Origin of the sequence: Enterobacter sp. PP-008-ECC_S150, assembly GCF_045257065.1 — a bacterium.
GTDB lineage: Bacteria > Pseudomonadota > Gammaproteobacteria > Enterobacterales > Enterobacteriaceae > Enterobacter > Enterobacter chengduensis.
Window position 1 is genome coordinate 1 of sequence record NZ_JBJHHG010000010.1, and the last position, 23,804, is coordinate 23,804.

17 protein-coding genes are annotated in these 23,804 nt (G+C 56.7%); 5 read left to right on the plus strand and 12 right to left on the minus strand.

All coding sequences use genetic code 11. The features are described from left to right. Positions 1-228 precede the first annotated feature (228 nt). Complete coding sequence (gene pepN, locus ACJBF3_RS12450) at positions 229-2,841, minus strand: aminopeptidase N (RefSeq protein WP_045327213.1); 2,613 nt, start codon at positions 2,839-2,841, stop codon at positions 229-231. Between the two features lie 254 nt (positions 2,842-3,095). Here pepN and pncB point away from each other — a divergent pair, with 254 nt between their 5' ends. The 4 genes from pncB (at position 3,096) to aspC (ending at position 8,964) form a co-directional block, all read left to right on the plus strand. Continuing rightward, positions 3,096-4,298, plus strand: coding sequence for a nicotinate phosphoribosyltransferase (gene pncB, locus ACJBF3_RS12455; RefSeq protein WP_045327215.1), 1,203 nt, complete (start codon positions 3,096-3,098; stop codon positions 4,296-4,298). A gap of 165 nt (positions 4,299-4,463) precedes the next feature. Further along, positions 4,464-5,864, plus strand: coding sequence for an asparagine--tRNA ligase (gene asnS / locus ACJBF3_RS12460; RefSeq protein WP_045327217.1), 1,401 nt, complete (start codon positions 4,464-4,466; stop codon positions 5,862-5,864). Positions 5,865-6,470: 606 nt separating this feature from the next. Continuing rightward, complete coding sequence (locus ACJBF3_RS12465; RefSeq protein ID WP_047717644.1) at positions 6,471-7,589, plus strand: porin; 1,119 nt, start codon at positions 6,471-6,473, stop codon at positions 7,587-7,589. Positions 7,590-7,773: 184 nt separating this feature from the next. Continuing rightward, positions 7,774-8,964 (plus strand): aspartate transaminase, encoded by a 1,191-nt coding sequence (gene aspC / locus ACJBF3_RS12470; protein WP_045327220.1) that lies wholly within the window; start codon positions 7,774-7,776, stop codon positions 8,962-8,964. A gap of 48 nt (positions 8,965-9,012) precedes the next feature. Here the strand turns inward: aspC and ACJBF3_RS12475 are convergent, their stop codons facing one another. The 7 genes from ACJBF3_RS12475 to cmoM form a co-directional block, all read right to left on the minus strand. Further along, a complete protein-coding gene (locus tag ACJBF3_RS12475; RefSeq protein ID WP_045327221.1) occupies positions 9,013-9,660 on the minus strand; it encodes an MBL fold metallo-hydrolase in 648 nt (215 codons plus the stop codon). Between the two features lie 20 nt (positions 9,661-9,680). Then, positions 9,681-10,232, minus strand: a complete 552-nt coding sequence (locus tag ACJBF3_RS12480) for a YcbK family protein (RefSeq protein WP_045327223.1) — start codon at positions 10,230-10,232, stop codon at positions 9,681-9,683. Positions 10,233-10,406: 174 nt separating this feature from the next. Beyond that, a complete protein-coding gene (gene ldtD, locus ACJBF3_RS12485) occupies positions 10,407-12,230 on the minus strand; it encodes a L,D-transpeptidase (protein WP_045327225.1) in 1,824 nt (607 codons plus the stop codon). Between the two features lie 177 nt (positions 12,231-12,407). Then, complete coding sequence (gene mukB, locus ACJBF3_RS12490) at positions 12,408-16,859, minus strand: chromosome partition protein MukB (RefSeq protein WP_045327228.1); 4,452 nt, start codon at positions 16,857-16,859, stop codon at positions 12,408-12,410. Continuing rightward, a complete protein-coding gene (mukE, locus tag ACJBF3_RS12495) occupies positions 16,859-17,563 on the minus strand; it encodes a chromosome partition protein MukE (RefSeq protein ID WP_008499954.1) in 705 nt (234 codons plus the stop codon). The genes mukB and mukE overlap by 1 nt, the downstream gene beginning before the upstream one ends. Further along, on the minus strand, positions 17,544-18,866 hold the full coding sequence (mukF, locus tag ACJBF3_RS12500; RefSeq protein ID WP_041910621.1) for a chromosome partition protein MukF: 1,323 nt from the start codon (positions 18,864-18,866) through the stop codon (positions 17,544-17,546). Before mukF ends, mukE begins: the two co-directional genes overlap by 20 nt. Positions 18,867-18,869: 3 nt before the next feature. After that, positions 18,870-19,649, minus strand: coding sequence for a tRNA uridine 5-oxyacetic acid(34) methyltransferase CmoM (gene cmoM / locus ACJBF3_RS12505; protein WP_023311004.1), 780 nt, complete (start codon positions 19,647-19,649; stop codon positions 18,870-18,872). 124 nt (positions 19,650-19,773) lie between these two features. On the opposite strand from cmoM, the gene elyC reads away from it, so the two are divergent. Further along, positions 19,774-20,553 (plus strand): envelope biogenesis factor ElyC, encoded by a 780-nt coding sequence (gene elyC, locus ACJBF3_RS12510; protein WP_045327231.1) that lies wholly within the window; start codon positions 19,774-19,776, stop codon positions 20,551-20,553. Here elyC and ACJBF3_RS12515 read toward each other — a convergent pair. From ACJBF3_RS12515 to ACJBF3_RS12530, 4 genes are all read right to left on the minus strand, one after another. After that, positions 20,530-21,423 carry a YcbJ family phosphotransferase gene (locus ACJBF3_RS12515; protein ID WP_045327234.1) on the minus strand — a complete coding sequence of 298 codons (894 nt, stop codon included), beginning with the start codon at positions 21,421-21,423 and terminating at the stop codon, positions 20,530-20,532. The genes elyC and ACJBF3_RS12515 overlap by 24 nt on opposite strands. A 138-nt stretch (positions 21,424-21,561) precedes the next feature. Then, positions 21,562-22,308, minus strand: a complete 747-nt coding sequence (kdsB, locus tag ACJBF3_RS12520) for a 3-deoxy-manno-octulosonate cytidylyltransferase (protein WP_045327236.1) — start codon at positions 22,306-22,308, stop codon at positions 21,562-21,564. Then, positions 22,305-22,487, minus strand: a complete 183-nt coding sequence (gene ycaR, locus ACJBF3_RS12525) for a protein YcaR (RefSeq protein ID WP_006174474.1) — start codon at positions 22,485-22,487, stop codon at positions 22,305-22,307. Before ycaR ends, kdsB begins: the two co-directional genes overlap by 4 nt. A gap of 45 nt (positions 22,488-22,532) precedes the next feature. Beyond that, positions 22,533-23,762, minus strand: a complete 1,230-nt coding sequence (locus ACJBF3_RS12530) for a winged helix-turn-helix domain-containing protein (protein ID WP_045327238.1) — start codon at positions 23,760-23,762, stop codon at positions 22,533-22,535. Positions 23,763-23,804: the final 42 nt, after the last annotated feature.

Here is a 23,804-nt window from a genome sequence, read left to right on the forward strand (position 1 = left end):
CCCTGCAGGCCACGCCCTCTCGGCGCATCCCTGCGCCTCGCCCCGGCCTTACGGAAACGCTTCGGCGATTTACAGCCGGACCGGGGCATCGCTGTAAGGCATTTATAACCCTGATGGCACATACATTGCTTTAGGTTTGAAAATTACTGGGGATTTCTCAGCCCACGGGGAGAGGGAGAAAACCATACGTAGGCCCGGTAAGCGCAGCGCCACCGGGCTTTTTTTACATCAGGCCAGTGCCTTAGCAATCTTCTCGTACAGATCGCCAGACAGATTTTCCAGCCCTTTCAGCTGCTCAAGCGCGGCGCGCATTTTCGCCTGACGCTTCGCATCGTAGCGTTTCAGACGGATCAGCGGCTCAATCAGACGCGACGCCACCTGCGGGTTACGGCTGTTCAGCTCGGTCAGCATTTCCACCATGAACTGATAACCGCTGCCGTCTTCGGCGTGGAACGCCGCCGGGTTGCTGCTGGCAAACGCGCCAATCAGAGAACGCACGCGGTTTGGGTTGCTCAGGGTAAAGGAGCGATGCTTCAGCAGGCTACGCACCTTGCTGAGCGCATCGGCCGCCGGGCTGGTTGCCTGCAGGATGAACCACTTGTCCATCACCAGGCCATCCTGATGCCACTTGTCGTCGTACTCCTGCATTAGCGCATCGCGGCACGGCAGTTCGGCGGCAACGCTTGCGCCCAGCGCCGCCAGCGCGTCGGTCATGTTATCCGCTTCGTGATACTGCTTGCTCACCAGGGTGTTTGCCAGCTCGGTTTCACCAAACGCCAGATAGCGCAGGCAGGTATTGCGCAGAGAACGTTTACCAATATCCGCGTGCTCAACGCGATAGGCGTCAAGCTTGTTGGCGTTGTAGATGGCGAGGAACTCGTCCGCCAGCTCGGCCGCCAGGGTACGGGTCAGCGCTTCACGTACCGCCACGATCGCAATCGGATCGATAATTTCGAACAACTCGGCGATTTCAGTGGCTGACGGCAGGGTCAGAATTTCAGCGGCCAGCGCCGGGTCAATCTTCTCATCCAGCAGGATCGCGCGGAACGCGTCAGCTACGTGAACAGGCAGCGACAGCGGCTGGCCCTGCTGATGACGGTTTACGTTAAGCTTGATGTAGGTCGCCAGCAGGCTCTGCGCCGCATCCCAGCGGGAGAAGTCGTTGCGCGCGTGGCGCATCAGGAACGTCAGCTGCTGATCGCTCCACTTGTACTCCAGCTTCACCGGCGCGGAGAATTCACACAGCAGCGCAGGCACCGGCTGGAAGTAGACGTTATCAAAGATAAAGGTCTGCTCGGCCTGGGTCACGTTCAGCACGTGGTGTACCGGGTGGCCGCCCTTCTGCAGCGGGATGACGTTGCCTTCGTTATCGTACAGCTCAATGCTGAACGGAATATGCAGCGGGTATTTCTCTTCCTGCTCTGCCGTCGGCGGCGTGCGCTGGCTGATGGTCAGGGTGTACTGCTCGGTTTCCGGATTGTAGTCGTCTTTGACGGTAACAATCGGCGTACCGGCCTGGCTGTACCAGCGGCGGAAGTGGGAAAGATCGACGTTAGAGGCATCTTCCATTGCCTGGACAAAATCGTCGCAGGTGGCCGCGCTGCCGTCGTGACGCTCGAAGTAGAGCTGCATCCCTTTCTGGAAGTTCTCCTCACCCAGCAGGGTGTGGATCATGCGGATAATTTCAGCGCCTTTCTCGTACACCGTCAGGGTGTAGAAGTTGTTCATCTCAATGACTTTATCCGGACGGATCGGGTGCGCCATCGGGCTGGCATCTTCTGCAAACTGCAGGCCGCGCATGGTGCGCACGTTATTGATGCGGTTCACCGCGCGTGAGCCCAGATCGGAGCTGAACTCCTGGTCACGGAAGACGGTCAGGCCCTCTTTCAGGCTCAGCTGGAACCAGTCGCGGCAGGTGACGCGGTTACCGGTCCAGTTGTGGAAATACTCGTGGCCGATGACGCGTTCGATATCGAGATAGTCTTTATCGGTGGCGGTATCGGTACGCGCCAGCACGTACTTGGAGTTAAAGACGTTCAGGCCCTTATTCTCCATGGCGCCCATGTTGAAGAAATCGACGGCAACGATCATATAGATGTCGAGATCGTATTCGAGGCCGAAACGCTCTTCGTCCCACTTCATGGAGTTGATTAGCGAAGTCATCGCCCACGGCGCGCGGTCGAGGTTGCCGCGGTCAACAAACAGCTCCAGCGCCACCTCGCGGCCTGAGCGGGTTTTGAAGGTGTCGCGCAGCACGTCGAAGTCCCCCGCCACCAGCGCAAACAGGTAGCACGGTTTCGGGAAGGGATCCTGCCACTGCACCCAGTGACGGCCATTCTCAAGCTCGCCTTCGCCTACGCGGTTACCGTTGGAGAGCAGGAACGGATACAGGGTTTTATCGGCAATGATTTTAGTGGTGAAGCGCGCCAGGACGTCCGGACGATCAAGATACCAGGTAATGTGGCGGAACCCTTCCGCTTCACATTGGGTACACAGCGCCACGCCGGACTGGTAAAGCCCTTCCAGCGCGGTGTTGGCGGCCGGGCTGATTTCATTCACGATGCGCAGCGTAAACTGTTCCGGCAGGTTGTCGATGACCAGCTGGTTGTTTTCTTCTTTATAGTCCGACCAGGCTTCACCATTAATATGCAGGGAGACCAGGGTCAGGTCTTCACCGTCCAGACGCAGCGGCACCGCCGTTGCGCTGTGGCGCGTCACCTGGCTCACCGCCGTGACAACGGTTTTAGTGGCATCCAGGTCAAAAGTCAGATCGATTTCGCTAATCAGGTAATCCGGCGCACGGTAGTCGTGGCGGTATTTGGCTTGTGGCTGTTGTGTCATAGAAAACCTTATGCATCGTTTGTCGAGTAACGTTTCAATATATTCCTGTTGCGCAAAACGCGCTATGCAGAATGTTCATCTTTTCAGGGGCAAAACCCTTTTTTGCTACATTTGTATAACACGGGGCACAAAATGCCCTCGACCCTAAAACGCGCTTATGTTGTGATCGGGGTTCAATAAATCACTAAACAAGGTATACTCCGGAGTTGTTTATTGTACTAAACGCTCCTGTGAGAGGATGCTACTGCGCACCTATGACTCAATTCGCTTCTCCAGTTCTGCATACGTTGCTGGATACCGACGCGTATAAACTGCATATGCAGCAAGCCGTTTTCCACCACTACTATGACGTGCATGTCGCGGCGGAATTCCGCTGTCGTGGCGACGACCTGCTCGGTATTTACGCAGACACCATTCGTGAACAGGTCGATGCGATGCAGCATCTGACGCTGCAGGACGCGGAATACCAGTGGCTTTCTGGCCTGCCTTTCTTCAAAACCGACTACCTTAACTGGCTCCGCGACTTCCGCTATAAGCCGGAGCAGGTCACGGTGGTTAACGATAACGGCAAGCTGGATATTCGCCTTGAAGGTCCGTGGCGGGAAGTGATCATGTGGGAAGTGCCGCTTCTGGCGGTAATCAGCGAGCTGGCTCACCGCTACCGTTCACCGGAAACGGGCGTCGCGCAGGCGGTTGCCGCGCTGGAAAATAAACTCGCCGACTTCTCCACGCTGACCGCAGGGCTGGACATGTCCCGCTTCCGACTGATGGACTTTGGCACCCGTCGCCGCTTCTCGCGCGACGTTCAGGAGGCCATCGTTAAACGTCTGCAGCAGGAGCCGTGGTTCGTCGGCACCAGTAACTACGATCTGGCCCGCCGCCTCAGCCTGACGCCAATGGGCACCCAGGCGCACGAGTGGTTCCAGGCACATCAGCAGATCAGCCCCGATCTGGCCAACAGCCAGCGCGCGGCGCTTGCCGCCTGGCTTGAGGAGTACCCGAATCAACTCGGGATCGCCCTCACCGACTGTATTACGATGGATGCCTTCCTGCGCGACTTTGGTCCAGAGTTCGCGGAACGTTACCAGGGGTTACGCCACGATTCCGGGGATCCGGTTGAGTGGGGCGAAAAGGCGATTGCCCATTACCAGAAGCTCGGCATTGACCCAATGAGCAAGATGCTGGTCTTCTCGGATAATCTCGACCTGGCGAAAGCGGTCGAACTCTATCGCCATTTCAGTACCCGGGTGAACCTGAGCTTCGGGATTGGTACCCGTTTGACCTGCGATATTCCTCAGGTAAAACCTCTGAATATCGTGATAAAGCTGGTGGAATGTAACGGCAAGCCGGTAGCGAAACTCTCCGACAGTCCGGGCAAAACCATCTGCCATGACAAAGCGTTTGTTCGCGCGCTGCGCAAGGCGTTCGATCTTCCGCAGATTAAAAAAGCCAGTTAAGCGCTTACGGGAGCCTTAATGGCTCCCCTCTTCTTATTTATTTCTCAATTCTTCTCTTTTGACTGCGAAATTTACTTGTCTGATGGCGGATGGCAGGTAACATAGATATCCCCCATAAGGGTGGACAAGTGTTTATTTTTTCCGACTATTAACAGAGAGAATATTATGAGCGTTGTGCCTGTAGCCGACGTACTCCAGGGCCGTGTCGCCGTTGACCAACAAGTCACCGTGCGCGGATGGGTGCGTACCCGCCGAGATTCTAAAGCTGGCATCTCCTTCCTCGCCGTCTATGACGGTTCCTGCTTTGATCCTGTACAGGCCGTCATTAATAATTCTCTGCCCAATTACAATGATGACGTTCTGCACCTGACGACGGGCTGTTCCGTTATTGTCACCGGCGTGGTCGTGGCCTCCCCGGGCCAGGGCCAGAGTTTCGAAATTCAGGCTACTGCCGTTGAAGTCACCGGCTGGGTTGAAGATCCGGACACCTATCCGATGGCGGCAAAACGTCACAGCATCGAATATCTGCGTGAAGTTGCCCACCTGCGTCCGCGTACCAACCTGATTGGTGCGGTGGCGCGCGTGCGTCACACGCTGGCGCAGGCGCTGCATCGTTTCTTCGATGAGCAGGGTTACTTCTGGGTGTCTACTCCGCTTATCACCGCGTCCGATACGGAAGGTGCGGGTGAGATGTTCCGCGTTTCCACGCTGGACATGGAAAACCTGCCGCGCACGCCGGAAGGTAAAGTGGACTATGACAAAGACTTCTTTGGTAAAGAGGCTTTCCTGACCGTATCCGGCCAGCTCAACGGCGAAACGTACGCCTGCGCGCTGTCTAAGATCTACACCTTTGGCCCAACCTTCCGCGCCGAAAACTCCAACACCAGCCGTCACCTGGCGGAATTCTGGATGCTGGAGCCGGAAGTGGCCTTCGCCGACCTGGACGATGTTGCGGGTCTGGCGGAAGCGATGCTGAAATATGTCTTCAAAGCGGTGCTGGAAGAACGTCCTGACGACATGAAATTCTTCGCCGAGCGCGTAGACAGCGACGCGGTGGCGCGTCTGGAACGCTTCGTCTCTGCCGACTTTGCGCAGGTGGACTATACCGACGCGGTGGCGATCCTCGAGAAATGCGGTGAGAAATTCGAGAACCCGGTTTACTGGGGCGTTGACCTGGCGTCCGAGCACGAGCGCTATCTGGCCGAAAAACACTTCAAAGCGCCGGTTGTCGTTAAAAACTATCCGAAAGACATTAAGGCCTTCTATATGCGCCTTAACGAAGACGGTAAAACCGTGGCAGCGATGGACGTCCTGGCGCCAGGCATCGGTGAAATCATCGGTGGCTCTCAGCGTGAAGAGCGTCTGGACGTGCTGGACGCGCGTATGGAAGAGATGGGGCTCAACCCGGCTGACTACAGCTGGTACCGCGATCTGCGTCGTTACGGTACCGTACCGCACGCCGGTTTTGGTCTGGGCTTCGAGCGTCTGATCGCTTACGTGACCGGTGTTCAGAACGTCCGCGACGTGATTCCGTTCCCACGTACGCCACGTAACGCCAGCTTCTAATCGGTAAAACGCTAAAATGGCCAGCAAATGCTGGCCATTATTTTATGCTGTATTGTCAGTTTTCGTCAGTGCAAAGTCAGCGTCTTTAAACCTTCACCCCGTCACAACCTCTACCTGTTACGTTTTGTTTCCGTGAAATATCCAGAGACAAAAAATAAACCCCATTCTTATTGCGATTATTACACGCTCAAGCAATAGCACAAATTTCAACCACTTTTACAGCCATCCAGAAGTCTTTTTGAGGCCATAAGAAAAACAGAGTCGTTTACCGTCTGTTTATACGAATCGCCTTTATCTCAATTAATCATAAGCAATTCATATATATAGGATAGGTTTTGTCGTTTAATTCACCAGGTCGCTCTGAAGTTTGAGGTGCTTCACAAAGTTCCCAAAATTACACATTTAGTTACACATATTTTCTTTCAGTTACTTAATCTTGAGAATTGTAGCACTTTCAGGCCAGCGAAACGCTTCGGCGAATGGAAAGATGCCTGTCAGATACATAAAGACACCTAACTCTCATCAATAGTTCCGGAAATATTTATTGACAGAATTTATTGACGGCAGTGGCGAGTGTCATAAAAAAACCAATGAGGGTAATAAATAATGATGAAGCGCAATATTCTGGCAGTGGTAATCCCTGCCCTGCTGGTAGCCGGTGCAGCAAACGCTGCAGAAATCTATAACAAGAACGGCAACAAACTGGACTTCTACGGGAAAGTTAACGCCGAGCACGATTTCGTGACGTCCGGTGATAGCACTAACAATAACGACGCTACCTATGCGCAGATCGGTTTCAAAGGCGAAACTCAGATCAACGACCAGCTGACCGGTTACGGCCAGTGGGAATACCGTTTCCTGGCCAACCAGGCTGAAAATGGTACTCAGACTAACAAAAACCGCCTGGCATTCGCTGGTCTGAAAGCGGGCGACGCTGGCAGCATCGACTACGGTCGTAACTACGGTATCGTTTACGACGTAGAATCCTACACCGATATGGCGCCGTCCTTCTCTGGTATGACCTGGGGCGGTAACTATGTTGATAACTTTATGACCAGCCGCAGCACCGGTCTGCTTACCTACCGTAACAGCAACTTCTTCGGTCTGGTTGACGGCCTGAGCCTGGGCGTTCAGTACCAGGGCAAAAACGACCGTACTGACGTTAAAACCTCTAACGGTGACGGCGTAGGCTACTCTCTGGGTTACGACTTCGGCGAAGGCTTCGGTGCAATCGCATCTTATAGCAACGCAAACCGTACCGTGAAACAGAAAGCTGACGGTGAAGGCGATAAAGCAGAAGCATGGGGTCTGGGCCTGAAATACGACGCCAACAACATCTACCTGGCTACCACCTATGCTGAAACCCGTAACACCACTCGTACCGGGTCTGATGGCGATGCTGGCTTTGCTAACAAAACGCAGAACTTCGAAGTGGTTGCTCAGTACCAGTTCGACTTCGGCCTGCGTCCAGCAATCTCCTACGTTCAGTCCAAGGGTAAAGACCTGGCTGGCGTGACCAACTCTAAAGGCACCTTCAAAGGTGGCGATGCGGATCTGGCTAAATTTATCCAGGTTGGCGCAACTTACTACTTCAACAAAAACTTCAACGTGTGGGCTGACTACTACATCAACCTGCTGGATAAAGACTCCGACTACGCGCAAACCGTTGGCGGCCTGAACGGCAACGACGACATGGCTGCTGTGGGCGTGACCTACCAGTTCTAATCCGTACACCACGATGTTATATGCTTAATGAACAGGGCTTCGGCCCTGTTTTTTTATGCGTGACAGAAAATAATGGCGACTTTTGAAAAGCCGCACGCTTTTCGTCGCAAACGGTTGGCATTTTGTAAATCTACCGTTAACCTGATAGCGGATTTCACTTCTGTAATCACAATGGAACTTCGTCATGTTTGAGAACATTACCGCCGCTCCTGCCGACCCGATTCTGGGCCTGGCCGATCTGTTTCGTGCCGACGACCGCCCTGGCAAAATCAACCTGGGTATTGGTGTATATAAAGATGAAACCGGCAAAACTCCGGTACTGACCAGCGTTAAGAAAGCCGAGCAGTATCTGCTGGAAAACGAAACCACCAAAAACTACCTCGGTATTGATGGTATCCCTGAATTTGGTCGCTGCACTCAGGAGCTGCTGTTCGGTAAAGGTAGCGCAATTGTGAGTGACAAACGTGCCCGTACAGCACAGACCCCAGGCGGTACCGGTGCGCTGCGCGTGGCGGCGGATTTCCTGGCGAAAAACACCTCGGTTAAGCGTGTCTGGGTAAGCAACCCAAGCTGGCCAAACCACAAGAGCGTGTTTAACTCTGCGGGTCTGGACGTGCGTGAATATGCCTACTACGACGCGGCAAACCACGCTCTCGACTTTGACGGCCTGCTGGCAAGCCTGAGCGAAGCGCAGGCGGGCGACGTGGTGCTGTTCCACGGCTGCTGCCACAACCCAACCGGTATCGATCCTACGCTTGAGCAGTGGGAACACCTGGCGAAGCTGTCCGTAGAAAAAGGCTGGCTGCCGCTGTTTGACTTCGCCTATCAGGGCTTCGCCCGCGGTCTGGAAGAAGATGCTGAAGGCCTGCGCGCGTTCGCCGCTGTGCATCAGGAGCTGATCGTTGCCAGCTCCTATTCCAAGAACTTCGGTCTGTACAACGAGCGTGTGGGTGCCTGTACGCTGGTTGCCGCTAACGAAGAGACCGTTGACCGCGCGTTCAGCCAGATGAAATCGGTTATCCGTGCGAACTACTCTAACCCACCGGCACACGGTGCGTCGGTTGTTGCCACTATCCTGAGCAACGATGCGCTGCGCGCGATCTGGGAACAAGAGCTGAACGATATGCGTCAGCGTATTCAGCGCATGCGCCTGCTGTTTGTGAACACCCTGGCTGAGAAAGGCGCGAACCGCGACTTCAGCTTTATCATCAAACAGAACGGCATGTTCTCTTTCAGCGGCCTGACCAAAGAGCAGGTTCTGCGTCTGCGTGAAGAGTTTGGCGTTTACGCCGTGGCGTCTGGGCGCGTGAACGTGGCAGGCATGACGCCTGACAACATGGCGCCACTGTGCGAAGCGATTGTCGCCGTACTGTAATTTGCGCTCATAAAAAAGCCTGCGTTATGCAGGCTTTTTTTATTCTGGTTACCAGACAGGCATTTCATCCTGAAGGAACGGATTATGGAGCCGTTCATAGCCCAGCGTCGACATCGGGCCGTGCCCAGGGATAAACGTCACATCATCGCCCAGCGGCAACAACGTCTGTTTGATCGACTGTATCAGCTGCCCGTGGTCGCCGCGCGGGAAATCGCTGCGTCCTACGCCACCTTTGAAAATCACATCGCCGGAAATCAGCAGACGGGACTGGTCATCAAAGAAGACGATATGGCCTGGCGTATGCCCAGGACAATGCAACACCTGTAAAGTCACATTCCCTACGTTAATACGCTCTCCCTCATTCAGCCAGCGATCGGGCGTCAGCGGCTGACACTCATCCAGGCCAAACATGCGGCTTTGAGCAGGTAACCCCTGCAGCCAGAACTCATCTTCTTTTTCCGGACCGATAATCGGCACGCCGTAGTGTGCAGCCAGTTCAGCCGCTGCGCCTACATGGTCGAGATGGCCATGCGTCAGTAGAATCTGCATGAGCGTCACGCCGCTGTCGGCGACTTCCTGCTTGATTTTCTCAGCGTCACCGCCGGGATCGACAAGCGCGGCCAGTTTAGTCTGTTCGCACCAGATGAGTGAACAATTCTGGGAGAACGCGGTAACCGGAATAATACGATAGTTCATACTGCTCCTGTGTTTCGTTATTACCAGTGCCGAACCGGACCGGTATCAATATGCACAAAGTTGCTGCTGGGGTAATATCCTACACCACCTGCGCGCATAGATAACGCGGCTTTGCGAATATTGGCTAACGAAACGCCTTCAATATGGAAATCCATTGCCTGTCCCTTCGTGTGATAGCTTTGTTTTGCTACCCCACGGCTACGGGCGCGCAGTTCATTATTGGTATCAATCGAGCGATAGCCAGAAATGAGCTGCACCGGCTTGCTGGTGCCCAGCAGGCCCTGAAGGCGGAAAAGCTGATCAAACAGTCCTGGATCGATGGCTTTTATTTTATTCGCGCGGAAATCACGGAAAAAATGGTTAAGTCTTGCTAATTCATCCTGAATATAGCCTCTGCCATCGAAAAACTCCGCTTTTAACGACTCACCGGTATGCAGATTGTTGAGCGTTAAAATTCGCGGACGAGGTGTCGAGAGGGTGGCAAATGCTGGCGTCGGCAAGATGGCCGCTGCGCCAAGCGCAACACCACCTAACGCCAGCAGTTTGCGGCGATTAGCGTCAAATTTGTCCATGATAATCAGGTCTACAGGTAAAAGAAATCGTAATATGCTTAGCGCACGAAGGGCACCTTAACTGGCAAAACCAGGTACGTCAAGGCGCCCAACCCCAGTGAATACGCGGCTTGCAGCGTTATCGCCCCTTATTCACCATAACTTACGACAATCATTTTTCCCGAACTACTTCATTTACCTGATTAATTGTTCCGCTTTTGGCAAAATTTGTGCGCCGGATCGCGCGGTGAGATCATAATTGTAAATATCTGTACGATACTGGGTGCGCCCGTCTTCGCCCACAAACGCCGTCAGATAGTAAAGATTGACCGGAATATTGTGGCGAATATTAACGTAACGCGTGTCCCCCTGCTTCAGGGCATCCGAGATGCGCGTATCGTTCCAGCCTGCATCCTGCAACAGCATATTGGCCAGCTCCGAGGCTTTGTTCACGCGCACGCAGCCAGAGCTCAGCGCGCGCGTATCTTTCTGGAACAGGTTGTGGTTCGGCGTATCGTGCAGATAGATAGCATCTGAACTCGGCATATTGAATTTGTAGCGCCCTAACGAGTTATGCGCCCCGGGAGCCTGCTGGAAGCGGAACGGCAGATTCGACGCGGTGATCGTCGACCAGTCAACCATATAAGGATCGATGGCCTCTTTGCTGTTCCAGCCGCGCATCACCGTATAGCCATGACGCTCCAGGTATCCCGGATCGTTCCAGACCTTCGGCAGAATGTCTTTACGCGCCAGGGTCGGCGGCACGTTCCACGGCGGGTTAACCACCACGTTATTTAACGCGCTGCTCATCATCGGTGTTTTACGATCCGGACGCCCGACAATCACGCGTGACGCCAGCTTTTCGCTACCATCCTGATAATAAACCAGGGAATACGCCGGAATGTTAACCATAATCCCGGTAGAGAGCGTTCCCGGCAGCAGGCGCAAACGCTGGATATTGAGTGCCAGCACCCCTGCCCGCTGCGCAGGCGATACGTTCAGCCAGTCGCGCGTCGTCTGGCCAATGACGCCATCGGCACCCAGCCCCTGGGCCGCCTGGAATTTTTTAACCGCCGCAACCAGCTCGCGATCGTATGCCGCAGGTTTATTGCTGACGGCAATCGCTTTTTTCTCTTTCACGGGGGCTGACGGACTCACCACCGCGCTTTGCGGATCGTCGCCGGGTAAGGCGATATGCGGCCCGCCATCAAGAAGACCGGAGCGCGTCAGGATCTCGCGCAGGGCTGGCACGTCGCTGCTCCACTGTCCCGGACGCAGCGTCGCGGTGCCGCGCATTTGCGGCCACGGACGCGAGTCGCCCACCAGCGCGAGGAGCGACTGGTGAAGGGTAGCATAGTGTGGATGCGCCGGTGCGAGGCTGGCAATAAAGCGCGGCAGATCGCCATTGTCCAGAGCTAACTGCCACTGGTTAATCACCGACAGCGCGGGCGTCGCCAGCTTGTACGGCCTATCGCTGTAGAGCCAGCGGTTGCCGTTGACCGGAATGCCCGACACGAACTGCAGATAGCCCATCATGGCATCGGAAAGCACCACGTCCCGCGCCTGCCCGGTAACGGCAGGATCGGTTAACAGCTCAACCCACTTTGTAAACTGCGGCTGGAACCCTGCGATCGCAACCTCCGCCAGCTGCTGCTGGAAGGCGCGCACGGCATCACGGTTTTCCCACATCGGCTTCATATCGCGGGCAGCATAAAGGAGCGTGAGCGGATTGATATAGACAGGCGTGTAGCCTGACGGCAGCCCTGACTGCAGCTGCTGGCTGAGCGATTCGGCGTCGATGCCTTCCGGCAGCGGCTTAATCCCGGCCATAATGGCCGTCGCCGGAGACTGCTCCAGCGGCTGGGACAACGACGTTGGCTGCGCGCCAGTCGTTGCCGAGCTGTCAGTCGGCACAATTTCAGGCTCGTCGGCCTGGGCGGTTAACAGTGGAGCAAACGTCACTGCCAGGCATAAGCTCAGCGCAGACAGCTGACGACCACATTTTTTCTTAAGCAACATCCCTTGCCCCCTGTTTTCACGACATGCCCATCACGTTGGGGCTTTCTTTCATTATAGGTAGACGGCTAAGCTGTTGCCTTACCTTATGTAAAGAAGTTTAAAGATAACGCAGCCCTAAGCACAAGTTAAGTTTAAAAAAAAGCGGCGCCAGAGCGCCGCTTAGGGTCAGAAGACGCTTCAGGAAGCGTCAGCCGTGGTTTCCGGCAATGATTCTGGCGGCTGCGGCGCGAAGCCACGCAGCCCCACAACGTGAACGTGTTCGCTGTTCTGGAACACTTTACGTACCAGTTTGTAGGTGGTGCCCTTCTCGGGGCTGATGTTTTCCGGCGCCGCGATAATGAGCTGCATATCGAGACGTTCGCACAGCTCGAACAGCGTGGCAATGGAGCGGGCGTCAAGACGCGCCGCCTCATCCAGGAACAGCAGTCGGCATGGGGAGATGTCTTTCCCGCGCAGGCGGCGCGCTTCATCTTCCCAGCTCTGCACGACCATCACCAGAATGGACATCCCGGTACCGATCGCTTCACCGGTAGAGAGCGCCCCGGATTCCGCCCGCAGCCAGCCGTCAGAGCCGCGGTTTACCTCAACTTCCATTTCCAGGTAGTTACGGTAGTCCAGCAGCTCTTCACCGATGGTTTGCGGCGTACGCTGCCCCATATCAATCTGCGGGTTCAGGCGCTGATATAGCTTCGCCAGCGCTTCGGAGAAGGTCAGGCGGTTGCTGTTGAACAGGTCCTGATGCTGCTCGTGCTGTTCAGAAAGCACGTCCAGCAGCGTCGCGTGGGCTTCGCGCACGTTGACGTTAAGGCGCACGCTGTTCACCTGGCCAAACGAGACGCTCTGCAGCCCCTGGTTCAGCTGGCGGATACGGTTCTGCTCGCGCTGAATGGTTTTGCGAATGATGTTCGCCACGCTGCGGGAGCTGATCGCCAGCTTCTGCTCGCGGGAGGTCAGCTCTTCCGTCAGACGCCCCAGCTCGATTTCCATCTGTTCGATGGCTTCAACCGGATCGTCGGTACGGATGATGTCCTGACGAATACGCTCGCGCAGGTGCTGATAAACCGCCACAAAGAACTGAATTTTACGTTCCGGACGTTTTGGATCTTCCGACATGCGCAGCACATCGCGCAGATGTTCATTATCCGCCACCGCCAGACGCAGCGCACCCAGCGCCTTATCCGACATGGAGCGCAGCTCATCGGCGGAGAGATACGCCAGCTCGCGACGGTGCAGGCGACGTTCCACGTTGTTGTCTTTCACCATGCGCATCACCGCGCACCAGCCCGCCTTCGCGGTCACGACCTGCTCGCGCATTTCGTGATAATCGCGCTCCAGCTTGCGCAGGCGACGGGTCAGGTTATCCATTTCCGCTTCGCAGAAGGTCAACGCTTTTTCCAGCTGATTACGACGCGCACGGTTATTGCTGAGCTGTGAATGCAGCTCGTCACGACGAATACGCGCGCGCTCTTCCGCCCCGCTGTCGGCACGGACGCCGATATCCTGAAGCTCTTTCTGCAGGTCGTTTAACAGCTCTTTCTTGGTGTCGAAGGAGCTTTTCAGCGAGGCCAGCACCTGGTTGTACTGGTTCAATTGCGCCGAATGGCTGCGCATTGCTTCTCGGGCGCGAGTACGTTCCGCTTCCGCCTGCTCAAGACGCTGACGCAGTTTTTCGTTCAGGTCGCTGTTACCGCTCAGCATTTCAGCCGAATCGGAGTAGCCAAAGTGGGCCCGACGCTGCACCACTTCCGTCAGGGCAAACGCCTGCTGACGCGCTTCACGCTGCACCTGCTGCGACCAGGCGTAATCCTCTTTTAACTGCTCGAACTGTTCCGGGTCGCTCTGCAGAACAGAGACGACGGGCTCCAGCTTCGCCAGTTGATTGCCGTGCTGCTGGACGAAGCGCGCGGCTTCCTGCGCTTCATCCAGACGCTCCTGAATTTCATCCACGCGATCGGCCAGCGTATCATCCGCCAGCAGATTCAGGCGCGGCAGGATGCGGTTAAGGGCAGCGACGCCCTCTTTCGCCTGTTCAAACTGAACGCGGCTCTGCTGGTTATCACTTTCATGGCTGGCAATGGCCCGTTCCAGCTCGCCACGGCGGGTGTTGAGCTTGCGGATTTCGGCTTCCGGGTCTGCTTCAAACGCTACGGCAAGATGGCTGCCGATAAAGCGGCTAAACGCCTGATGCAGGCGCTGGGTTTTCTGCACGTCAAACGACAGGGTCGCAAAACGTTCCGACAGCGTTTCACGCTCGGCGTGGAGGCTTTCGATGCGGCTTTCGCGCGCGGCGCGGCCAAACAGCGGCAGCTCGGGGAAGCGGGAGTAACGCCACTGACGGTCGGCGATTTTCACTACCACCGCTTTTTCCAGCTCGTCGACGCTGAATACGCTGTCATCGAACGACTGCGGATCCCCTTCGATCAGGTAGAGATCTTCCGGGCAATCTTCCAGACCGGCAAGCTGCTCGGAAATCAGCGACAGATCCGGAACCACAATCGCGTTACGGGATGGACCGTACAGCGCGGAGAAGTACGGCGCATCGTCAAGGCCAACATCGTCATAAATTTCGGACAGCAGCACGCCGCCAAAACGCTCGGCCAGCGCATTCAGGCGCGGATCTTCCGAGCCACCCGGCTGGCTTAAGCGTTCAATTTCGTCGTCAACGTCGCGCTTGCGGGCGCCCACCTCGTCACGCTCAACGATGGCCTCGCGCTCGCGCTCCAGCAGCTGCTGAAGGTATTCGGTCACTTCCTGACTGGATTCGAACTGCTCGCCACACTGTTCGCCAAGCTGGTTCAGGCTGCTTTGCGCTGCCAGCCAGACCGGCGCACGCTCCAGGAGCCTCTTCGAACGAGCCTGAATCTGCTCCAGCTCCTGACGCAGCGTCATGCGCTGTTCGCTGGCGTTTGAAACGGTATCGGACAGGGCCGCAATACGCGCCTCGAGTTCCTGATGCAGGGCTTCGAGCTCGTCGAAATCGTAATGTTTTCCCTGACGCTTGCAGAATTCCGCCAGCAGACGCTCGGCTTCCTGCTGCTCGCGCAGGCGCTGCTCCAGCTCGTTCAGACGCATGCGCAGCGGCTGAACCTGTTCCGCCAGATGGCGCTGGTTGACGCCGTCGCGCAGAAGTTCACGGGCAACGTCCCAGGCTTCGTTACGCGCCAGCGGGCCGTTAATCGCCACCACCAGCTGATAGGCCTGCTCAAACTGGCTGTGCGCCGTTTGCGCAACGCTCATTTTCTGTTCGAGGGACAGCAGTTTCTCGGTCGCTTCCTGCTCTTTGGCATGGAAGGTGTCCAGCCACTCGTCGGCGCTTTCCGGCGTCAGGTCAGGCAGATGGCACAGCTCTTTCGCGCGCTGTAACGCCTGCAGTGCCTGATTGTACTGAATCGCTCGCGTCTGCTGCACGTCCAGCGCCTGCTGGTAATCGGCAAGCTGGCTTTTCAGCTCATCCACTTCCAGCTCGGCGGCTTCGGCGCGGGCTTCGTTCTCTTCCTGCATCTCGGCGGCTTCGGCCACCACTTCATTCTGCTCTTCGAGACGGATCTGCAGCTCATCGAGGTCCGCTTCATAGCGCTCGATTTTTTCCTGCTGACGCAGCGCGGTCTGCACCAGGTTCAGGTGATCGCTGGCGGCCTGATAGTCGGCTTCCAGATCGCCCTCGGCACCGTTGTGCTCGCCCAGCTCGCGCGCCATTTCGACGTGCTTGTACTGCTCGGCCACCAGCTGTTTGCGGGAGGTAAACAGCTCGCGCCGGTATTCTAATGCCTGATCGAGATGCACGCGGCGCTCGTTGGCGTGGCGCATGTAGTCTGCGGCCACGTAGTTGGTGGCTTCGCTGATCAGGTGTTTAAAGAGGTCACGGTCCGACTGGGTCACGCGGATCGCTTCCAGCGTCATGCGGTTTTCACGCAGCGCCGCTTCCATATCCTGGAAGGCCTTACGCACGCCGCTGTTTTCCGGCAGCAGGTAGTCGCGCAGGGAGCGGGTAATGGCGCTGGAGATCCCGCCGTACAGGGACGCTTCGATCAGGCGGTAGTATTTGCTACGGTCTGATGCCGTGCGCAGGCGACGCGCCACCACGCCCAGATCGAACATCAGCGAGTGGTAGTCGGTAATCGAGTTGAACTGTTTGAACTGCACGCCTTCGATCGCTTCAAGCTTATCTTTCAGCTCCTGCAGCGTCAGCACGCGCGCCTGACGTTCGTTCAGGGTTTCCGTCAGCAGCGCCGTCGGCTGCACGGATGTTGGCAGCCCCTGAATGGCAAACGGTTTGATATCCACTTTACGGTCACGACCGGCAACCTGCTGCAGGCGCACGCCCACGACCACGCGCTGATGACGGGAGTTAATGACGTCCAGAACCGAATAACAGACGCCCGCTTTCAGTTTACCGTGCAGGCCCTTATCGCGAGAGCCGCTTGTCGCGCCCGCTTCGGTGGTGTTACGGAAGTGAAGCAGCGTCAGGTCAGGGATCAGCGCCGTGACAAACGCCGCCATGGTGGTGGATTTACCCGCACCGTTACCGCCGGAGAGGGTTGTCACCAGCTCGTCCAGATCGAACGTTCGGGCGAAGAAGCCGTTCCAGTTAATCAGCGTCAGTGAGCGAAATTTACCGCGTTCAATCATTACTCTTCCTCCCCGCTATCCGGCAGATTCTCTTCATGCTCATCATTGAGCTGCAAATGGTTTTCCACCGGCATCGCTTCACCGTCGCGGATCATGCGAAGCTGCGCTTCACGCGCGTCATCGCCCGCACGCACGTCCGCGCCGAAGCGGAAGACAGATTCCGTGATGCGGAATTTGCTGCTGTCGTGGCCCATAAACCAGACCATCCCCAGGCGACGCAGACGGTTCAGGGAAGAGCGCACCTTTTCCTGTAATTTCTGACGGTCAAGATCCGACCCCGTGGAGCGGTTGTTCACCAGCTTGAGCAGCTTGCTCTCATCCGCCAGCGTCAGCAGCTCGTCGTAAAGTTCCTGCTGGGTGAAGATGCCTTCATTCGCCAGACGTTCCGGGCTGAGGTAGAGGTAGCAAAGAATTTTGCCGACCATCATATCCAGCTCGGAGAGCACGGAACGCGGGATCAGCGTCGTGGAGCGCGGGCGCAGGTAGAAAAAGCCTTCCGGCGCGCGGATCAGCTCCACGTTGTAGCGGGCGTAAAACTCTTCCAGGTACTCCTGGAAGTCCATCAAAAAGGCGTGATTATCCAGCTCGTCTAAGCCAATGTGACGACCGGCACGCAGCTGGCTGTCCAGCGCCGGAAATAACGGGTTCGCCAGCGCCTGTGCCAGCTTAACCGGCATCACTTGTTCAATATTTGTCAATGACATGCGCCTGTACCTTGGCTCCGTAATCGTTAATTGGCTGCCACTTCGGCGGCAGTCCGGTGAAATCTGCTTGCGCGATACCCAGGCGAACCGCCTGGTCTACCACAATGCGGGCAACGTCGAAGTGGCGCGCGCGAGGATATTGCGCCAGATAGTCGCGCACCACGAGCCCAAGATCCAGCGGCGCTTGTCTGGTTTTGTAGACCGCGAGCTGTTCTTCGATCATCGCCGCAAGCTGCTCGCGAATTTCGTTAAATTCTTCGTACTCCAGATCCGGCGGCAGTTCACCGGTCACCTCTTCATCGCGCAGCGCCATCTCTTCGTCGCGCATATCCAGCAGACGATCGGCGTTGGCGTAGGTCAGCGCCCACGGCGCATCGAAGTAGGTCTGTACCGACTGGCGCAGACGCTGGGCAAAGACGCGGTTTTTATCCATATCGATCGCGGTACGGATAAATTTATGCACGTGTCGGTCATAGCCGATCCACAGATCGATAGACTGCTGGCCCCAGCTGATGATGCGGTCGAGTTTACTCTGCAGATCGAACACCAGGCGGTCGATAAAATGCAGATCGTCATGCGCCAGCGTCGCGTCCTGAATGCGCAGCAGGTTCGCCTGCAGCTTGTCTCCTGCGGCTTCCAGCGTATCCTGGAGCTCACGCAGCGTGCCGGATGTTTCTGACAGCAGAAGCTCACAGCTGGAGATGGCCGCTCGCCAGTCTTTGTTCAGCAGCTGGGCGATATCGTCTTTCACCTGCTGCTGCTGTTCGTCCATCAGGCGCTGGGTGAGATCGATGCTGTCGAAGATTTCCGCCACCGAATATTTCAGCGGGGCATAGACGTTACGGTGCCAGTGGAATTCGTCACCGTTTTCATCCGCCGCGTCGGCGGCGCGCTTAAGCTCACCCGCCACGATCGACAGCTGCATGGAAAGACGCAGCGTGGAAAATTCACGCTGGCGAATATAGTAATCGGTGATGCCGATGCCCAGCGGCGTCAGGCGATAGATGGCGTTTCCTTCCGCCTGCTCGCTGGTAAAGCGGTTCAGCAGACGTTGACGCACCATATCGTTGATCGCGTTGTTGGCACGCACGCTAATGGTTTCGCTGGTTTGCTCAAACGCATCACTGACGTGGCGGAACGCATCCACCAGTTCACCCTCGCTCATTTCGCCATCCAGCCGTTCGCCGTTCAGCGTGGCAACCGCCAGCAGGAAAGAGAGTCTGTCTACCGGCAGCGAGATGGAGAAATCGTTTTTCCTGGCCCAGGCAACCAGTTCGGGGACTGTCTGGGAAAATTCACTCATAGGTTATCCTTGCATCTGCGGCTTGTGCGCGGTGACGTGAATATAGCGGCCAAGGCTGATAAAAGGCTCCTGACGGCAATACCGCGTTTCTAATTCTGTTAAGGTGTCAAAACAGTCACGCTGTTTGTGTTTTTCACGCAGATAATCATGAAACACCCTGACGCCCGTTTTCCCGACAATCTGCCAGCCAATCGCTTCCAGCCAGCCGTAAACCTGCTGCGGATCGCGCGGATAGTCCGGGGAAAGCGTGCGCTTTTTCTTTTTGGGCATCCCGACCTGAACATAGTCGAAGTTTCCTGCAACCATGTTGTGCATCAGGAAGCCGTTAGCATTGTAGAACATCAGCGACAGCGTGCCGCCCGGGCGCAGCATCGACCACAGGGTTTGTAACACGCTTTGCGGATCGGCAACCCACTCCAGCACCGCATGAAACAATATCAGATCAACCTGGGTTTCCAAATGCTGGGCGATGTCCTGAGCGGCGCATTGTATAAAATGCATGTTGTCGCTCACACCTTTCTCTTCTGCCGCACGCGTCGCGCGGGCGACCATTTCAGCAGAAAGATCGCAAAGCGTGACGTGATGACCGCGCTCGGCCATTTTTATCGCCGTCTGCCCTTCACCGCCACCGGCGTCCAGCACGCGCAACGTCTGGCCGCCAAAGGTGGCCAGAATGGTGTCCAGATCCTGCCAGAGGATCGTCTGACGGAGCTGCCCTTTCGTGGTGCCATAAATGTTGCGCGAAAACTTTTCCGCGATGTCATCAAAATTGCGATCCCGCATTGGGAGAGTTCCACTCGCTAACTGCAAAACCGCTATTTTGTCATACCCGCGCGGAGAATGAACCTCTCTGGTGTAATATCACGGGTAATCACCTGCTATATGGTCAAAAAAGGAACCAAAAAGGATGCTTTTTACCCTTAAGAAATACATTGGAGGGATGATGCTTCCCCTTCCGCTGCTGCTCATTATCATCGCGCTGGGGCTGGTGCTGGTGTGGTTCAGCCGCTTTCAGAGAAGTGGTAAAACGCTTATCACGCTCGGCTGGCTTGTGTTGCTGCTGTTGAGCCTGCAACCGGTCGCGGATGGCCTGTTACGCCCCATCGAAAATAAGTACCCGACATGGCAGGGCAATCAGAAGGTGGCGTACATCGTGGTGCTGGGCGGCGGATATACCTGGGACCCTGACTGGGCGCCCAGTTCGAACCTGATCAATAACAGCCTGCCGCGGCTAAACGAAGGGATTCGCCTGTGGCTGGCGAACCCGGGATCAAAAATGATCTTCACCGGCGCGGCGGCCAAAACGAACCCGGTGAGCACGGCTGAAGCGGGTGCCAGGGTCGCGGAATCCCTCGGCGTACCGCGCTCCTCGATTATCACCCTGGACAGCCCAAAAGATACCGAAGAAGAGGCCGCTGCGGTGAAGCAGGCGATTGGCGATGTTCCGTTCTTGCTGGTCACTTCCGCCTCGCACCTGCCGCGCGCGATGATTTTCTTTGAGAAGCAGGGCCTGCACCCGTTTCCGGCACCGGCAAACCAGATGGCCATCGACGCGCCGCTCAACCCGTGGGAGCGGGCGATCCCCTCCCCGGCATGGCTGATGCATAGCGATCGCGTCGGCTACGAGACGCTCGGACGCCTCTGGCAGTGGCTGAAAGGATCGTCAGGCGAGCCAGGGCAGGAGTGATTTTGCTGCCAGATCGAAGTTTGCGCGGTTAAAACGTCCGGTGTTTACCAGCTGCGCGACTTCGTCCCAGAGCAGGTAAAGCCAGCGCCGCCAGAGAAATGCTTCTGCAACGGGGGCGCGTTGAAGGTAATGCCACAGCAGACCTTCCGCCGCCCCGCTGTCGCTGAGCCTGAACAGCTCATATTCGCGCGGCGCCCACAGCATGATGCCCGGCCCTAACATCGCCAGAAGCTGATCGCTGCGGGAGTCTTTGAGCATGCTGCGCAGGGTGAAATTACCGTGGATTAGAACGCAGTTGTCATTAAAACCGTCGAACAGCGCCGGTAAGCACTCGCGGGTGCGAAACAGAATGCGTTTATCCTGCATGGTCAAACCGGTATTGTTGAACTGGTTTAGCGTTCCCCACAGGACCTCCACCCGCTGGCGATACCACAGCGGCCACAGGTTTTCCTGCGTGCTGTCGACCGGGCCGACAAGCCCGCGGCTATCCTGACGGTGCCAGGCCAGCAGCGCCTCAACAATCTGATCTTTCAACTGCTCCCAGCGCTCCGGCGTGCGCGCGGGCGCTTCAACGGGCACGCCGCGTAAACGCTCAATCAGCAGTACGTCCGGACCGGGGTGTTCCTCGTGGGTCATCACGCCGTACACCGTCGGCATTCGGACGGTCCCCTCCCTCGCCAGCATCGACATTTTCCACGCAAGCTGCCTGGCAACGCCGGGTGACGTGAAGCTTCTGGCCATCAGCGGCATCGGGTTGCCCTGACTGTCATATAACGACCAAAGCGCGGTATCGGCCTTTTCGCTCACGCATTCGACCCGGCTTAATTTCTCACCCAGCAGATGGCTAAGTTCGGCACGCAGCTGTTCCATATGAGATTACCCCCATTAAGACTACTGCTTTTATAATGAGCGTCCTGAAGGAAGATGTCACCCGGAAGCGATCAATTAGGGGAAAGAAAGGGGGAAAAGAGAGAGAACATCCCCCCGACAGGAGGGATGCAGGCGAAATTAGCGCAGTTCGGCGCGGACGCGCTCAAGATCTTCCGGCGTATCAACGCCCGTTCCGGGGACTTCGCTGGCAACGGCAACGTGAATTTTTTCGCCATACCAGAGCACGCGAAGCTGCTCCAGCATTTCGATATGTTCAAGCGGACTCGGCGCCCAGGTCACATACCGACGAATAAAACCGGCCCGATAGCCGTAGATCCCAATGTGACGCAGGAAGGTTTCACCGATGGTCTCTTTAGAGAGCGCAAAGCGATCGCGATCCCACGGGATCGTGGCGCGGGAGAAATAGAGCGCATAGCCTTCGGCATCCATGACCACCTTCACCGCATTCGGGTTGAATGCCTCTTCCGCGTGGTGAATGGGCACCGCGAGCGTCGCCATTCCGACCTGACGCTGAGCCAGGTTTTCTGCCACCTGACGGATAATCACCGCCGGGATCATCGGCTCGTCACCCTGCACGTTTACGATGACCGTATCGTCACTGAAGCCACATTTCTCAACCACTTCCGCCAGACGCTCGGTGCCGGACTGGTGATCGGCGCGGGTCATGCACACCTCACCGCCTGCCGCCTCAACCGCACGGGCGACGTCAGGATGATCGGTCGCGACAATCACGCGGTCGGCGCCGGATTCACGCGCACGCTCAAGGACGTGCACAATCATCGGCTTGCCGTTGATATCCACCAGCGGTTTACCCGGCAGGCGCGTTGAGGCATAACGCGCAGGAATAATGACAACAAAACTCATGGTTTGCTCTCTTCTGCCACCAGGGAACGGGCTTCATTTTCCAGCAGTACCGGAATGCCGTCGCGCAGCGGGAAAGCGAGGCTGTCCAGCTTGCAAATCAGCTCCTGTTTGTCCTGGCTGTAGTAGAGTTTGCCGTTGCACACCGGGCAGGCAATTATTTCAAGTAAACGGTGATCCATAGTTCCTCCGTATGGGTAATCGCTAAAGCTTAACACATTCCCTTTTCAGGGCGTGCCTGTTTCCCAGCCACTTCGACAGGATGTAAACAGTCCGTCGGGTACCCGACCCAGCGTCACGTCGCGAGCACCCTGCCAGCGCGCGAATTCGCTAATGGCGGTCGTTAACCCTTTTTCCAGGCTCGCCGTCACCCTGACGCCCTCTTCCAGATAAAGCGCAATGACTTCAAGCGTGCCGGTCTTGCGGTGCATTTTGGCATCCATCCGCCCGACCAATTGCCCCTTATGCAGCAAAGGTAAAACAAAGTAGCCATACTGGCGCTTCGGTGCCGGGGTGTAACATTCCAGCCGGTAGCTGAAATCAAAGAGCTGCTCGGCGCGTTTTCTGTCCCAGACGACCGGGTCGAAAGGCGACAACACCGCGCTGTGGGTTGCCTGAAGTTTCCCCTCCAGGGCCTGAGGCAGTAGCGGGAGGAGATCCGCATGCAGCCACATTTCGCCCAGGGTTTCTACCGTAACGGGGATGACGCGCTGTTCACGTTGCCATATCTCCAGCAGCGGTTTCAGCGCGGGCTGGCGAAGGCGATAATAATCAGCCAGCCACTGAGGGCGGAAAATCCCCAGGCTGCGGGCGCTGTTCTCCAGCATGATGGCCTCGGCCACCTCCTGGGTAAGCAGGTCACGCGCGTCGTCCCAGTGCGGCATCACGCGATGCGTCAGGTCGTAGACTCGCTGAAAATTACGTCGCTCAATCACCATGACCTTGCCCGAGGTGAACAGCCCTTCGAGATGACGCTTATGCGGTTTCCACTCCCACCAGCCGCTGGTGCCCTTGCGCGGGTGTTCAAAATCGGCGGAGCGTACAGGACCGTTTTCCTGAATATGCGCGATAAGCTGCTCAATTTCAGCCGCATGTTCCTGCATCCACGCCTGCCGGTATTTCCAGCCCATCTTTTCCGGGGCAAGCATGCGGTGACGCACCAGAGCAAAATCGCTGCGGGGCAGGAAACAGGCTTCGTGCGCCCAGTACTCCATCAACTCCCCCTTGCTGAGCGCCTCGTCCAGCCACTGCGAAGGATAATTCCCGAGACGGCTAAACAGCACCAGGTAAGGGCTGCGCGCCACAATGTTAATGGTGTCGATTTGAAGCAGCGACATGCGCTGGACGGTAGAGAGAATATCGGCAGGCTGCGCGCGGCGGCGGGGCTTTTTGAGCAGCCCCTGCGCGGCAAGGTGTAAATGACGTGCAGCTGTTAGCGAGAGGTGCGGTAAAGACATGCGTTTTCCTGTCAGTCAGAGCGCCACCAGAACCGCGTAAGC